Annotated in this window: 1 protein-coding gene (only partly in view); it reads left to right on the top strand. The window is 73.2% G+C overall.

Annotation, left to right across the window (positions count from 1 at the left end; all coding sequences use genetic code 11):
• Positions 1–16,457, top strand: the 3' portion of a protein-coding gene (locus tag OH807_RS06020) for an SDR family NAD(P)-dependent oxidoreductase (protein ID WP_406194812.1). 14,719 nt of this gene lie to the left of the window's left edge; only the last 16,457 of its 31,176 coding nucleotides appear in the window; the start codon falls outside the window, past its left edge; the stop codon is at positions 16,455–16,457.
• The last annotated feature ends 117 nt before the right edge of the window (positions 16,458–16,574 follow it).

The following is a 16,574-nucleotide window of genomic DNA, read 5'->3' as shown; positions in this document are numbered from 1 at the left end:
CCGGTGGTCTGGTGCTGACGGCGGGGCAGGGCAACTATGCGGCGGCCAACGTCTTCCTGGACGGGCTGGCCACTCTTCGGCGTTCCGAGGGCCTGCCGGCCACGTCGGTCGCCTTCGGCCTCTGGGAGGTCGGCGCCGGTCTGGGCAGTTTCCTGACCGACGTCGACCGCAAGCGGATGGCGACCCAGGGCGTCCCCGTCCTCAGCCGTGAGGCGGGTCTGGCCCTGTTCGCGGCTGCCCTGCGGTCGGAGCGGGCCACCGTGGTCCCGATCCGCGTCGACACCGCCGCCCTGCGCACCCGCACCGACGAGGTCCCCGCGCTGCTGCGCGGCCTGAGGCCGCGGGCCCGGCGGGCCGCAATCTCCCGCGGTGCCGCGTCGACGGCCGTGCTGGAGCACCGGCTCGCGGGGCTGACCGCGGGCGAGCGCGAGCGCGAGGTGCTGCGGATCGTCCGTGCGCAGGTCGCCGGGGTGCTGGGGCACGCCTCGGCCGAGGCGATCGCACCGGACCGGGCCTTCCAGGAGCTCGGCTTCGACTCCCTGGCCGCGACCGAACTGCGCAACCATCTCAACACCCACACCGGACTGCGCCTGCCGGCCACCCTCGCCTTCGACCACCCCAACGCCCGGGCGGTCGCCGACCACATCCTCACGACGCTCGCCGAGGCCACGGCCGCGGACGAGGGCGAGGCCCCCGGAACGGACAGCGCGGGCCCGCAGCGCTTCGACGGCGAGCCGATCGCGATCGTGGGCATGGCCTGCCGCTACCCGGGAGGCGTGACCTCGCCCGAGGAGCTCTGGCAGTTGCTGGTCGACGGCGGGGACACCGTCTCCGACCTGCCGACCAACCGCGGCTGGAACATCGAGAACCTGTACGACCCGGAGCCGGGCAAGGAGGGCCGGAGCTACACGCGCCGAGGCAGCTTCCTGCACGACGCGGCCGCGTTCGACCCCGGCTTCTTCGGCATCTCGCCGCGCGAGGCGCTGTACATGGACCCGCAGCAGCGGCTGCTGCTCGAAACCTCGTGGGAGGCGCTGGAACGCGCCGGGATCGACCCGCAGTCACTGCGCGGCAGCAGCACCGGCGTCTTCGCCGGCGTCATGTACCACGACTACGCGCTCAATGCGGACCCCTCCGGCACCAGCGGCGGCAGCGTCGTCTCGGGACGGGTGTCGTACACGCTCGGCCTGGAGGGTCCGGCGCTGACGGTGGACACGGCCTGCTCCTCCTCGCTGGTGGCCCTGCACCTGGCGGTGCAGGCGCTGCGGTCCGGTGAGTGCTCATTGGCACTGGCCGGCGGCGCCACGGTGATGTCCACCCCCGGCATGTTCATCGAGTTCAGCCGCCAGCGCGGGCTGTCCGTGGACGGGCGCTGCAAGGCGTTCGCCGGCGCGGCGGACGGCGTGGGCTGGTCCGAGGGCGTCGGCGTGCTGCTGGTCGAGCGCCTGTCGGACGCACTGCGGAACGGGCACCAGGTCCTCGCGGTCGTGCGCGGCACGGCCGTCAACCAGGACGGCGCGAGCAACGGGTTCGCCGCGCCCAACGGCCCCTCGCAGCAGCGGGTGATCCGCCAGGCACTGGCGAGCGCGGGTCTGTCGGCGTCCGAGGTTGACGCGGTTGAGGCACATGGCACCGGGACCACGCTGGGTGACCCGATCGAGGCGCAGGCGCTGCTGGTGGCGTACGGGCAGGACCGTGACCCGGAGCGGCCGTTGTGGCTGGGCTCGGTGAAGTCGAACATCGGCCACGCGCAGGCTGCCGCCGGTGTGGCCGGTGTGATCAAGATGGTGATGGCGATGCGCCACGGCGTGCTGCCGCGGACCCTGCACGTGGACGAGCCCTCGTCGCACGTGGACTGGTCCGAGGGTGCCGTCGAGCTGCTGACCGAGGCACAGGAGTGGCCGGAGACCGGCCGTCCGCGGCGCGCGGGCGTGTCGGCGTTCGGGATCAGTGGCACCAACGCGCACGTCGTCCTGGAGCAGGGTCCGCGGCCGGCCGCCCGGTCGGCGGCGGAGGTGACCGGGACTCCCGGGGCGGCGGTCCCGTGGCTGGTGTCGGCCGCGACGCCGGAGGCGTTGCGCGAGCAGGCCGAGCGGTTGCTCGCGTTCGCCGAGGCCCGGCCGGAGCTGGAACCGCGGGAGACGGCCTACGCGCTGGCGACGACCCGGTCCGCGCTCGAGCAGCGCGCCGTGGTGGTCGGCCGTGACCGTGCGGAGCTGCTGAGCGGACTTCGCGCCCTGGCCGAAGGTGCGGCCGCGCCCGGCGTTCACCGCGGGTCCGCCCGCGGCGGCGGCCAGACGGCCTTCCTGTTCTCGGGGCAGGGGTCGCAGCGCCTCGGTATGGGGTGGGAGTTGTACGGCCGGTTCGCGGTGTTCGCGGCGGCGTTCGATGCGGCCTGCGCGGAGCTGCCTGAGGTCCGCGAGGTCATGTGGGGTGAGGACTCGGAGCTGCTGGACCGGACGGTGCACGCCCAGGCGGCGTTGTTCGCCGTGGAGGTGGCGTTGTTCCGGCTGCTCGAATCGTGGGGTGTGCGGCCGGACTTCGTCGTCGGCCACTCGATCGGTGAGGTCGCCGCGGCCCATGTGGCCGGGGTGTTCTCGCTGGCGGACGCGTGTGCGCTGGTGGCGGCGCGGGGCCGGTTGATGCAGGCGTTGCCCGCGGGCGGCGCGATGCTCGCCGTTCAGGCCACGGAGGAGGAAGTCCTGCCGCTGCTGGGCGAGTTCGTGTCGATCGCTGCGGTCAACGGCGCGACGTCCGTGGTGGTGTCCGGTGCCGAGGAGGCGGTGGAGCGGATCCGGGTTCACTTCGAGGGCCGCAAGGCGACCCGCCTGCGGGTGTCGCACGCGTTCCACTCGCCGTTGATGGACCCGATGCTGGACGACTTCCGCACGGTGGTCGAAGGCCTGTCCTTCGCCGCGCCCACGATCCCGGTCGTCTCCAACCTGACCGGTGGCCTCGCGACGGCCGAGGAGTTGTGCTCGCCGGAGTACTGGGTGCGCCACGTCCGCGAGGCGGTCCGCTTCGCCGACGGCGTACGCACCCTTCAGACGCGCGGCGTGACCCGCTTCGTGGAGTTCGGGCCCGATGCCGTCCTGACCGGGATGGCCCAGGACTGCCTGCCGGACACGGAGGCGGAGACGATGCTGGTCCTCCCGCTGCTGCGCGTGGGCCGGGACGAAGCCTCGACGCTGGTGGCGGCGACGGGCCGCCTGCACACGTCCGGCGTGCCGGTCGACTGGCGGGCCTTCTTCGCCGGCACCGGGGTCGGGCGGGTCGAGCTGCCCACCTACGCGTTCCAGCGGCAACAGTTCTGGCTCGACGCCACGAGCCCGCTCGGTGATCTGCGCGCGGTCGGCGTGGATGCGGCGGACCACCCGCTGCTCGGCGCGGCCGTGGAACTGGTCGACCTGGACGGGTTTCTGTTCACCGGCCGGGTCTCACTGGAGTCGCACCCGTGGCTGGCGGACCACACCGTCCTGGACCGCGTGCTCGTACCCGGCACGGGCCTGCTCGAACTGGCCCTGCGGGCCGGGGCCGAGGTCGGCTGCTCGCAGGTGGAGGAGCTGACGCTGGCCGCGCCGCTGGTGCTGCCCGAGCAGGGCGGCGTGCAGTTGCAGGTGCGGGTCGGCGATCCCGACGGGTCGGGCCGCCGGCCGGTGACGGTGCACTCCCGTCAGCAGGACGGGCCGGAGCACGGCTGGGCCAGGCACGCCTCCGGCTTCCTGAGCGCGGGTTCGGTCGGCTCCGCCGGGGCGTTCGAGCTGAGCGAGTGGCCTCCCACCGGGGCCGAGGTGGTGTCCGTCGACGGGGCCTACGAAGGCTTCGCGGACGCCGGGTTCGGCTACGGCCCGGTGTTCCGGGGGCTCCGTGCGGTCTGGCGTCGTGACGGCGAACTCTTTGCCGAGGTCGCGCTGCCGGAGGGGGTGGACGGCGGGGCGTTCGGTCTGCACCCGGCGCTGCTGGACGCGGCGATGCACGCCGCGATCCTCACCAGCACCGGCGAGTTGGCGATTCCCTTCGTGTGGAACGACGTGTCCCTCCACGCGGTGGGTGCTTCGGCGCTGCGGGTGCGGCTGACGCGGGTCGGCGACGGCGGATGGTCGTTGGCCCTCGCCGACGTGTCGGGTCGGCCGGTCATGTCGGTCGGGTCGATGGTGGGGCGTGCGGTGTCGGCGGAGCAGTTGGGTGCGGCCGGCGGTGGTGGCGGGTCGTTGTTCGGGGTGGAGTGGTCGGTGGTGCCCTCGGGTGCCGGTGCCGGTGCCGGTGGCGGGGCGTCGTGGTCGGAGTGGGAGGGCCTGTCGGAGGGTTTGTCGGAGTCGGGTTCGGTGCCGGATGTGGTGGTGCTGGACTGCGGTGCGCCGGAGCGGGTGGATGTGCCTTCCGGGGTGCGTGCGTTGACGGGTCGGGTGCTGGAGGTCGTGCAGTCGTGGCTTGCGGATGAGCGGTTCGCGGGTTCGCGGTTGGTGGTGGTGACGCGTGGTGCGGTGGCCACCGGGGAGGGGGATGGCCTGGATGTGGTGCAGGCTCCGGTGTGGGGTCTGCTGAGGTCGGCGCAGGCGGAGAATCCGGGCCGGTTCCTGCTGGTGGACGTCGAGGCCGGGGTCGGTGTCGATGCGGCGCTGGTGGCCGTGGCGTCGGGTGAGCCGGAGTCGGCGGTGCGTGGGGGCGAGGTGTTGGTTCCGCGGCTGGTGCGGTTGCCGGCCGAGGATTCCGATGTCGTCCTCGATGTCGACGGCGTGGTGTTGATCACGGGTGGTACGGGTGGTCTGGGTGCGGTGGTGGCCCGGTTCCTGGTGGTCGAGCGTGGTGTGCGGCATCTCGTGCTGACGAGCCGTCGTGGCCTGGGGGCACCGGGCGCGGCGGAGCTTGCGGCCGAGTTGGAGGGGCTCGGTGCGCGGGTGCGGATCGTGGCCTGTGACGTGTCGGACCGTGCGGCGTTGGCCGGGCTGGTCGGGGGGATCGTCGCGGAGCGGGCGCTGACGGCGGTCGTGCACGCGGCAGGCGTCGGCGACAGTGCGCTGACGACCTCCCTCACCGATGAGCAACTCGATGCCGTGCTGGCGCCGAAGGTGGATGCGGCCTGGTACCTGCACGAGCTGACGCGGGGGATGGACCTGGCGGCGTTCGTGCTGTTCTCCTCGGCCGGTGGTCTGGTGCTGACGGCGGGGCAGGGCAACTATGCGGCGGCCAACGTCTTCCTGGACGCGCTGGCCACTCTTCGGCGTTCCGAGGGCCTGCCGGCCACGTCGGTCGCCTTCGGCCTCTGGGAGGTCGGCGCCGGCCTGGGAAGTTTTCTGACGGAGATCGACCGCAAGCGGATGGCGACCCAGGGCGTCCCCGCGCTCACCCGTGAGGCGGGTCTGGCCCTGTTCGCGGCTGCCCTGCGGTCGGAGCGGGCCACCGTGGTCCCGATCCGCGTCGACACCGCCGCCCTGCGCACCCGCACCGACGAGATCCCCGCGCTCCTGCGCGGCTTGACGCCGGTGAGGCGTCGCGCCGCGGTGGCCGACGCACCCGCATCGGCGACGACCCTGGGAGAGCGCCTGGCCGGGCTCGCTCCGGCCGAGCGCCGACGGGCCGTGCTGCAGATCGTCCGTGCGCAGGTCGCCGGGGTGCTGGGGCACGCCTCGGCCGAGGCGATCGCACCGGACCGGGCCTTCCAGGAGCTCGGCTTCGACTCCCTGGCCGCGACCGAACTGCGCAACCATCTCAACACCCACACCGGACTGCGCCTGCCGGCCACCCTCGCCTTCGACCACCCCAACGCCCAGGCGGTCGCCGACCACATCCTCACGACGCTCGCCGAGGCCACGGGCGACGGCGACGGTGCGAGTGATGTCGAGGCCGAGATCCGTTCCGCCCTCCGGTCGATCCCGACCAGCCGGCTCCGCGACGCGGGCCTGATGGACAGCCTGCTGGAGCTGGCGGAGGTCCGCCCCATCGGCTCCGCGGAGGCCGAGGACGGCGACGAACTCGACCGGCCGGACGACGACCAGGAGGCCGGTGACCAGGCCGACGGCGCCGCGCTGCGCGCCGCGCGGCAGGAGGCCACCCGGCTGCGCGCGCACAACCGCGAGCTCGCCGCGACCCGGCACGAGCCGATCGCCATCGTCGGGATGGCCTGCCGCTACCCGGGCGGCGTGAGCAGCCCGGAGGAGCTGTGGCAGCTGGTGGCGAACGGGGGTGACGGGATCTCCGGCTTCCCGACCGACCGCGGCTGGGACCTCGCGTCCGTACGCGATCCGAACAGCGACCGGCCCAGCCACTACACCCGCGAGGGCGGGTTCCTCGAAGGAGCCGCCGAGTTCGACCCGGGCTTCTTCGGGATCTCGCCGCGCGAGGCGCTGGCCATGGACCCGCAGCAGCGGCTGACCCTGGAACTCTCCTGGGAGGCGCTGGAACGGGCGGGGATCGATCCCACCTCGCTGCGGGGCTCCCGCACCGGCGTGTTCGCCGGTGTGATGTACCACGACTACCCGGGCAGCGACGGCAACGGCAGCGTGGTCCCGGGCCGGGTCTCCTACAAGCTCGGCCTCGAAGGGCCCGCGGTCTCGGTGGACACCGCCTGCTCCTCCTCGCTGGTCGCGCTGCACCTCGCGGTGCAGGCGCTGCGCCAGGGGGAGTGCACGCTCGCCGTGACCGGCGGCGTGACCGTGATGGCCACCCCCGGAGTCTTCGCCGAGTTCGGCCGACAGGGGGCGCTCGCCTCCGACGGCAGGTGCAAGTCCTTCGCCTCCGCTGCCGACGGCACCGGATTCGCCGAGGGAGCGGGCTTCCTGGTGGTCGAACGACTGTCGGACGCGGTGCGCAACGGCCACCCCGTGCTGGCCCTGGTCCGCGGCTCCGCAGTCAACCAGGACGGCGCGAGCAACGGCCTGACGGCACCGAACGGCCCGTCCCAGCGCCGGGTGATCCGGCAGGCCCTGGCCAACGCCCGGCTGGCCGCCGACCAGATCGACGTCGTGGAGGCGCACGGCACGGGGACGAGGCTCGGCGACCCGATCGAGGCCCAGGCCCTGCTGGCGACCTACGGCCAGAACCGTCCGGCCGACCGCCCGCTGTGGCTGGGTTCGGTGAAGTCGAACATCGGCCACGCGCAGGCGGCCGCCGGTGTGGCCGGTGTGATCAAGATGGTGATGGCGATGCGCCACGGGGTGCTGCCCTCCACGCTCCACGTGGACGAACCGAGCCGCCAGGTCGACTGGTCGGCCGGTGCGGTCCGGCTGCTGACCGAGGCCAGGGAGTGGCACGCGGGCGACCGTCCGCGGCGCGCGGGTGTCTCGTCCTTCGGGATCAGCGGTACCAACGCGCACGTGCTGGTGGAGGAGGCGCCGGCATCCGTGCCGGCGACGGACCGGCCCGAACCCGCGATCGGAATCCCGCCGGTACCGTTCGTGGTGTCGGCCGCGACGACGGAGGCCCTGCGGGCCCAGGCCGAGCGGCTGCTCGCGCTGGTCACGCGGGAACCCGCTCTCCGCCCGGTCGACCTCGCCCATTCCCTCGCCACCACGAGGGCTGTTCTGGACCACGGTGCGGCGGTCGTCGCCGCCGATCGGGACGAACTGCTGGCCGGGCTAGATGCCTTGGCGCGTGGGGAGTCCCCCACCGCGGCGAGGTCGGCAGGACTTCTGGCCTTCCTGTTCTCGGGGCAGGGGTCGCAGCGCCTCGGTATGGGGTGGGAGTTGTACGGCCGGTTCGCGGTGTTCGCGGCGGCGTTCGATGCGGTCTGTGCGGAGCTGCCTGAGGTCCGCGACGTGGTGTGGGGTACGGACGCGGAGGTGCTGGACCGGACGGTGCACGCCCAGGCGGCGTTGTTCGCCGTGGAGGTGGCGTTGTTCCGGTTGCTCGAATCGTGGGGTGTGCGGCCGGACTTCGTGGCGGGGCACTCGATCGGTGAGGTCGCGGCGGCGCATGTGGCGGGGGTGTTCTCGCTGGCGGACGCGTGTGCGCTGGTGGTGGCGCGGGGCCGGTTGATGCAGGCGTTGCCCGCGGGCGGTGCGATGCTCGCCGTTCAGGCCACGGAGGAGGAAGTCCTGCCGCTCCTGGGCGAGTTCGTGTCGATCGCTGCGGTCAACGGTCCGGCGTCCGTGGTGGTCTCCGGTGCCGAGGAGGCGGTGGAGCGGATCCGGGTCCACTTCGAGGGCCGCAAGGCGACCCGCCTGCGCGTGTCGCACGCGTTCCACTCGCCGTTGATGGACCCGATGCTGGACGACTTCCGCACGGTGGTCGAAGGCCTGTCCTTCGCCGCGCCCACGATCCCGGTGGTGTCGAACCTGACCGGCGGTCTCGCGACGGCCGAGGAGTTGTGCTCGCCGGAGTACTGGGTGCGCCACGTCCGCGAGGCGGTCCGCTTCGCCGACGGCGTGCGCACCCTGGAGACCGAGGGCGTCACCCGGTTTGTGGAGCTCGGCCCCGACGGGGTGCTCTCCGGCATGGCGCGGGAGTCGGTCACCGAGGGCGCTGCCCTGGTGCCCGTCCTGCGCAAGGACCGCAGTGAGGAGCGGACGGCGCTCCGGGCGGCGGCCGAGCTGCACCTCCACGGCGTGCCGGTCGACTGGACGGCGTTGCTGGTCGGCACCGGTGCCCGACGTGTCGAGCTGCCCACCTACGCCTTCCAGCACCGGCGGTTCTGGCCCTCGGTGCTGACGTTCGCCGGAAGCGCCGAGTCCGTCGGGCTGAAGTCCCTGGAGCACCCGGTGCTTTCGGGCGCGGTGGAGTTGGCCGGTTCGGCCGGGTTCCTGTTCACGGGTCGGCTGTCGGTGCAGTCGCAGCCGTGGCTGGCGGAGCACGTGGTCCTCGGGTCGGTGCTGGTCCCCGGGGCCGCACTGCTGGATCTGGCGATGCGGGCGGGTGACGAGGTCGGCTGCGACCTCGTCGAGGAGCTGACGCTCGCGGCACCGCTGGTCCTGCCCGAGCAGGGCGGCGTGCAGCTTCAGGTGTGGGTGGGCGAGCCGGACGAGTCCGGCCGGCGGGCGGTCAGCATCCACTCCTCCCCGGGCGGTGGGGCCGACCGGTTCTGGACGTTGCACGCGAGTGGCCTGTTGGGTACCGGCGCGGTGCCCGCGGCCTTCGACGCGGCGGTCTGGCCGCCGGTCGGGGCCGAGTCGTTGGACGTGGCCGGTGTCTACGACCGGTTCGCGGAGGCCGGTTTCGAGTACGGCTCCCTGTTTCAGGGGCTGCGTGCGGTCTGGCGGCTCGGTGCGGAGGTGTTCGCGGAGGTCGCGTTGCCCGAGGGGGTGGACGGCGGGGCGTTCGGCCTGCACCCGGTTCTGCTGGACGCGTGCCTTCACGCGTTGGCCTTCGTCGATGACGACGGGCGGGGGCAGGGCGGTGTGCCGTTCGCGTGGTCGGGTGTTTCGCTGCATGCGGCGGGCGCGTCGGCGGTGCGGGTGCGGTTGTCGCGGGCGGGCGCCGGCAAGCTGTCGCTGGCGGTCGCGGACGTCTCGGGGGCGCCGGTCGCCACGGTGGAGTCTCTGGCCGTCCGGCCGATCAGCGCCGAGCGGTTGGGCGGGTTGGAGGCGGTCATGCGGGACGCCTTGTTCCAGGTGGAGTGGGCGCCGGTGGTCGTGCCGGGCGCCGCCTCGGACGCCGAACCGGTGCCGATCCTGACGGCTGGTCCGGATGTCGACCTGGCGTCGATCGTGGATGTTCCGGGCGCGCTGGTGGTTGAACTCCCGGTCGGCAGTGCGTCCGCCGATGTGGCCGGGGCGGTTCATGTCGTGACCTCGCGGGTGTTGGCTCTGGTGCAGTCGTGGTTGGCGGAGGAGCGGTTCGGGGCGTCGCGGTTGGTGTTCGTGACGCGTGGTGCGGCCTGCGGATCGGATCTGGCGGGTGCTGCGGTGTGGGGTCTGGTGCGGTCGGCGCTGTCGGAGGAGCCGGGCCGGTTCGGTCTGGTGGATCTGGAGGGTGCGGGCGAACTGCCTTCGGGTGTTGTTGCGTTGGACGAGCCGCAGGTGTTGGTGCGTGGTGGTGAGGTGTTGGCGGCCCGGTTGGTGCGGGTGCCGGCTGCGGTCGAGGTGGCTGTTCCCGCGTGGGCCGGTGACGGCGCGGTGTTGATCACGGGTGGTACGGGTGGTTTGGGCCGGGTGGTGGCCCGTCATCTGGTGGCGGAGCACGGTGTGCGGAGTCTGGTGTTGGTGAGTCGTCGTGGCGTGGAGGTTGATGGGGTAGCGGAGTTGGTGGCCGAGTTGGCGGCGTCGGGGGCGGAGGTGTTGGTCGAGTCGTGTGATGTCGCGGATCGCGGGGCGGTGGCGGCGTTGGTCGCTCGTCATCCGGTGCGGGCGGTGGTGCACGCGGCGGGTGTGCTGGATGACGGGGTGGTCGGTTCGCTGACGCCGGAGCGGCTGGCGGCGGTGTTGCGGCCGAAGGTGGATGCGGCGTGGTATCTGCACGAGGCGACGAAGGATCTGGATCTCGCGGCGTTCGTGGTCTTCTCGTCGGTGGCGGGGACGTTCGGTAGTGCGGGGCAGGCGAGCTACGCGGCGGGTAACGCGTTTCTGGACGCGTTGGCGCGGCACCGGCGAGCGGCCGGCCTCCCGGGTGTGTCGCTGGCGTGGGGTCCGTGGACCCAGGACGGCGGCATGACCGGCACCCTCAGCGACGCCGACATCGAGCGGATGACGCATGCCGGAATGCCGCCGCTCTCCCCGGAGCAGGGCCTCGCGCTCTTCGACGCGGCCGTGCCCCACGAGGTACCCGGCGTCCTCCCGGTCCGGCTGGACCTGGCGGCGATTCGCTCCCGGGGTGAGGTACCGGCGCTACTGCGCGGCCTGATCCGGATGCGTACGCGGCGGAATGCCACGACCGGGGCGGCCGTCGAGCTGATCGGGCGGCTGTCCGGCCTGGCACCGGAGGAGCGTCGCGAGGCGCTGTTGGACGTGGTGCGTGCGCAGATCGCACTGGTGCTCGGCCACACCGGTGTGGCCGAGGTGGATGCCACGAGGGCGTTCCAGGATCTCGGGTTCGATTCGCTGACCGCGGTGGAGTTGCGCAATCGGCTGAACACGGTCGTGGGCGTGCGGTTGCCGGCGACGGTGGTGTTCGACTACCCGTCGGCGGAGGCGCTGGTCCGGTTCCTGCTGGGCGAGTTGTTCGGTGGTGTGGCCGAGGTCGTGCAGGTGTCGGCCGGTCTGCCGTCGGTGGTGGACGATCCGGTGGTGATCGTGGGGATGGCGTGCCGGTACCCGGGTGGGGTGCGGTCGCCGGAGGGTCTGTGGCAGCTGGTCGCGGAGGGCGTGGATGCGGTCTCCGGGTTCCCGACGGATCGTGGTTGGGACGTGGAGACGCTCTACGATCCCGACCCGGACCACCTGGGCACGTCCTACACGCGTTCGGGCGGTTTCCTGTACGAGGCAGCGGAGTTCGATCCGGAGTTCTTCGGGATGAGTCCGCGGGAGGCGTTGGCGACGGATGCGCAGCAGCGGTTGCTGTTGGAGACGTCGTGGGAGGCGTTCGAGCGGGCCGGGATCGATCCGGTGTCGCTGCGGGGCAGTCGAACGGGTGTCTTCGCCGGAGTGATGTACAGCGACTACGCGAGTCTGTTGGGTGGGCGTGAGTTCGAGGGTTACCAGGGCAGCGGCAGTGCGCCGAGCATCGCCTCGGGGCGGGTGTCGTACACGTTCGGGCTGGAGGGCCCGGCGGTGACGGTGGACACGGCGTGCTCGTCGTCGCTGGTGGCCATGCACCTGGCGGCGCAGGCGCTCCGCTCGGGTGAGTGCTCGCTGGCGCTGGCCGGCGGCGTGACCGTGATGTCCACTCCGACGACGTTCGTGGAGTTCTCCCGGCAGCGCGGTCTCGCGGCGGACGGTCGGAGCAAGGCCTTCGCCGAGTCGGCGGACGGTGTGGGCTGGGGCGAGGGTGTGGGCATGGTGGTGCTGGAGCGCCAGTCCGACGCGCGGCGCAACGGGCACCGCATCCTGGCGGTGCTGCGGGGTAGTGCGGTGAACCAGGACGGTGCGTCGAACGGTCTGACGGCGCCGAACGGTCCCTCGCAGCAGCGGGTGATCCGGCAGGCGCTGGCCAGCGGCGGGTTGTCGGCCGCCGATGTGGACGCGGTGGAGGCGCACGGTACGGGGACCACTCTGGGTGACCCGATCGAGGCGCAGGCGCTGCTGGCGACCTACGGCCAGGAACGGGAGGCCGAACAGCCCTTGTGGTTGGGCTCGGTGAAGTCGAACATCGGCCATGCGCAGGCTGCTGCGGGTGTGGCGGGTGTGATCAAGATGGTGATGGCGATGCGTCATGGCGTGTTGCCGAAGACGCTGCACGTGGACGCGCCGTCCTCGCACGTGGACTGGAGCGAGGGCGCCGTCGAGCTGCTGACCGAGGCCCAGGAGTGGCCGGAGACCGGCCGCCCGCGCCGTGCGGGTGTGTCCTCGTTCGGGATCAGTGGCACCAACGCGCACGTGGTCCTGGAGCAGGGCGAGCCGGCGCAACTGCCGGCTGTTGAGCAGCCGGTGGTGGCGCCCGGGGTGGTGCCGTGGGTGCTCTCGGGTCGGACCGAGGCCGCGCTGCGCGCGCAGGCGGCGAGCCTGCTCTCCCACGTCCAGGAGCACACCCAGCTCTCTTCGGTGGATGTCGCCCTGTCGCTGGCGACCGAGCGGTCGGTGTTCAACCACCGTGCGGTGGTGCTTGCTTCGGACCGTGCGGCGGCGCTGGCCGCGCTGGCGGCGGGCGAGTCCGTGGCCGGTGTGGTGGAGGGCTCGGTGGGTGCGGGCCGGCGTGCCTTCCTGTTCTCCGGGCAGGGGTCGCAACGCCTCGGCATGGGGCGGGAGTTGTACGGCCGGTTCGCGGTGTTCGCGGAGGCGTTCGACACGGTCTGCGCGGAGTTCGACGGACTTCGCGAGGCGGTGTGGGGTGAGGACGCGGAGTTGCTGGACCGGACGGTGCACGCCCAGGCGGGCTTGTTCGCGGTCGAGGTGGCGCTGTTCCGACTGCTCGAATCCTGGGGTGTCAGGCCGGACTTCGTCGCCGGGCACTCCATCGGTGAGGTCGCGGCGGCGCATGTGGCCGGGGTGCTCTCGCTGACGGACGCGTGCACGCTGGTGGCGGCGCGGGGCAGCCTGATGCAGGCCCTTCCCGCCGGCGGCGCGATGCTCGCCGTCCAGGCTACGGAGGCTGAAACCCTCTCGCTCCTCGGTGAGTTCGTGTCGATCGCTGCGGTCAACGGTCCGGCGTCCGTGGTGGTCTCCGGTGCAGAGGAGGCGGTGGAGCGGATCCGTGCCCACTTCGAGGGCCGCAAGGCGACCCGCCTGCGGGTGAGCCACGCGTTCCACTCGCCGTTGATGGATCCGATGCTGGCGAAGTTCCGGGCGGTGCTGGAGAGCTTGTCCTTCACCGCGCCCACGATTCCGGTGGTGTCGAACCTGACCGGTGGCCTGGCCACGGCCGAGCAGCTCTGCTCGCCGGAGTACTGGGTGCGCCACGTCCGTGAGGCGGTCCGCTTCGCCGACGGCGTGCGCACGCTGGAGGCCCAGGGCGTCACCCTCTTCGTGGAACTGGGCCCGGACGGCGTGCTCTCCGCGATGGCCCAGCAGTCGGTGTCCGGGGACGTCGTCACGGTGCCGCTCCTGCGCAAGGACCGGGACGAGGAGGCGACCGCGCTGCACGCGCTGGCCCGCGTCCACGTCCACGGTGTGAAGGTCGACTGGACCGCGCTTCTCGTCGGCACCGGCGCCCGCCGGACCGACCTGCCCACCTACGCCTTCCAGCACCAGCGCTTCTGGCCGACCGCCGTACCTGGCGGCCGCGGGGCCGAGGCGCTCGGGCTGAGGGCCGCCGAGCACCCGTTGCTCTCGGGGGCGGTGGAGTTGGCGGGTTCGGCCGGGTTCCTGTTCACGGGTCGGCTCTCGGTGCAGTCGCACCCGTGGCTGGCGGACCACGTGGTGCTCGGGTCGGTGCTGCTGCCGGGGACGGCGCTGCTGGAGCTGGCGATGCGGGCCGGCGACGAGGTCGGCTGCGACCTCGTCGAGGAGCTGACGCTGGCCGCGCCGCTGGTGCTGCCCGAGCAGGGCGGCGTGCAGGTCCAGGTGGCGGTCGGCGGTGCGGACGACGAGGGCAGGCGCACGCTGAGCGTGCACTCGCGGCGGGGCACCGCCGCGCAGGAGCCGTGGACGCTGCACGCGAGCGGTGTGCTGGCGAACGGCGTGTCGGCCGGTGGTGCGGTACCGGTGCCGTTCGAGGCGACGATCTGGCCGCCGGCCGGGGCCGAGCCCCTCGACGTGTCCGGCCTCTATGACGGCTTTGCGGCGGCCGGGTTCGAGTACGGTCCGGTGTTCCAGGGTCTGCGGGCCGTCTGGCGGCTCGGCGAGGACCTCTTCGCCGAGGTCGGGCTGCCCGAGGGAGTGGACGGCGGATCCTTCGGTCTGCACCCCGCGCTGTTCGATGCGAGCCTGCACGCCGTCGCGGCGGGTGCGGGGGAGAGCGGGGCTCCGGCCGGGGTGCCGTTCGCGTGGTCGGGGGTGTCCCTGCACGCGGTGGGGGCTTCGGCAGTGCGGGTGCGGTTGTCGCGCACCGCTGCCGGTGGCTTGTCGCTGGCGGTCGCGGATGTCACCGGTGCGCTGGTCGCCTCGGTGGAGTCGCTCGTCGTCCGGCCGATCGGCGCCGAGCAGTTGGGCGGGCCGGCGAGCGTCTCCCGGGACGCGATGTTCCGGCTCGACTGGGTGCCCGTGCCGGTCCCGGCGCCTGAGCAGATGCCGGACACCGACCTGGTTCCGCACGTGTTCCTGGCGCCGGACGCGGATCCGGCGTCGCTGGACGAAGTCCCGGGCGCGGTGCTGGTGCCCGTCGCCGGCGATCCGTCGGCCCCGACGCCGGCGGCCGTGCATGCGCTGACCTCGCGCGTGCTGGGTCTGTTGCAGTCGTGGCTGGCCGACGAGCGTTTCGCGGCCTCGCGGCTGCTGTTCGTGACGCGTGGTGCGACGTCGGGCGCCGATCTGGCGGGCGCTGCGGTTCGGGGCCTGGTGCGGTCGGCGATCTCGGAGAACCCGGGCCGGTTCGGCCTGGTGGACCTGGACGGCGACGGGGCTGCCGTGCCGGCGTGGGCCCTCGCGCTGGACGAGCCGCAGCTGCTCGTCCGCGGTGCCGAGGTGCTGGCGGCGCGGCTCGTCCGGGTGCCGGCCCCGGAGGAGCTGACCGCCCCCGGGTGGGCCGGTGACGGCACGGTGCTGGTCACCGGGGGGACGGGCGGCCTCGGCCGGATCGTGGCCCGCCATCTGGTGGTCGCGCACGGCGTGCGCAGCCTGGTGTTGGTCGGCCGCCGGGGTGCGGAGGCCGAGGGCGTGGCCGGGTTTGTCGCCGAGCTGGCGGCCTTGGGCGCGGAGGCGACGGTCGAGGCGTGTGACGTCGCGGATCGCAGCGCGGTGGCCGGTCTGATCGGGCGTCACCCGGTCCGCGTGGTGGTCCACGCGGCCGGCGTACTGGACGACGGGGTGATCGGCTCGCTGACCCCCGAGCGGCTGGCGGCGGTGCTGCGGCCGAAGGTGGACGCCGCGTGGAACCTGCACGAGGCGACCGAGGGGCTCGACCTCGCGGCCTTCGTCACGTTCTCCTCGGCCGCGGGCACCCTCGGCAACCCGGGCCAGGGGAACTACGCCGCCGCCAATGCCTTCCTGGACGCGCTCGCGTCCCACCGCCGGTCGCTGCAGCGCCCGGGGCTGTCCCTCGCGTGGGGCCCGTGGGCCCGTACCGGTGGGATGACCGGCGAGCTCGGCGAGGCCGACGTGCAGCGGATGGCGCGGGCCGGAATGCCGCCCCTGGCGGTGGAGGACGGGCTGGCGCTCCTCGACACGGCGGTGGTCGGCGGGGAGCCGGCCGTGGTGCCGGTCCGGCTGGACCTGGCGGCGCTGCGGGCGCGGGGCGAGGTGCCGGCGCTGCTGCGCGGGCTGGTCCGTCCGTCACTGCGCCGCACCCAGGACGCGGGCGCCGCCGGCGGCTCCGGTCTGGTGCAGCGCCTGTCGGGGCTCCCCGGGGCCGAGCGGCACGGGGCGCTGCTGGACGAGGTGCGCGGCCAGATCGCCGCCGTCCTCGGGCACGCCGGCGGGTCGGAGGTCGACCCGGAGCGCGCCTTCCAGGACCTCGGGTTCGACTCGCTCACGGCGGTCGAACTGCGGAACCGGCTGGGCGCCCTGGTGGGGGTCCGGCTGCCGGCCACCCTGGTCTTCGACCACCCGACACCGCTGGAGTTGACGGACCGGCTCTTCGCCCAGCTGGAGCTGGCCCCGGAGACGGCGGCCGGGCCGGACGCACTCCTGGCCGACCTGGAGAGGTTGGAGAAGGCCTTCACCGACCTTGAGGTCGGTGAGGAGCTGCACCAGTTGGTTGCGGGCCGTCTGGAGGTGATGAAGGCGAAGTGGGCCGCCCTGCGCGGCGACTCCGCCTCCGGTGCCGCCTTCGACTTCGACACGGCCTCCGACGAGGACGTCTTCGACCTGCTGGACAAGGAGCTGGGCCTGTCGTGACCGCCGCTTCGTGACCCGCCGGTTCGAGACCGGCGGGTGATGAGCCCCGGTTCGTGAGCCCCGGTGAACAGTCCTCGGGCCCGGTCCTCAGCGGAGGACCGGGCCCGAGGACTGTCG

Origin of the sequence: Kitasatospora sp. NBC_01560 (genome assembly GCF_045208415.1) — a bacterium.
Classification (GTDB): Bacteria; Actinomycetota; Actinomycetes; order Streptomycetales; family Streptomycetaceae; genus Kitasatospora.
The sequence above is the reverse complement of the archived record's forward strand: the minus strand, read 5'-3'. Positions and strand labels throughout refer to the sequence as shown.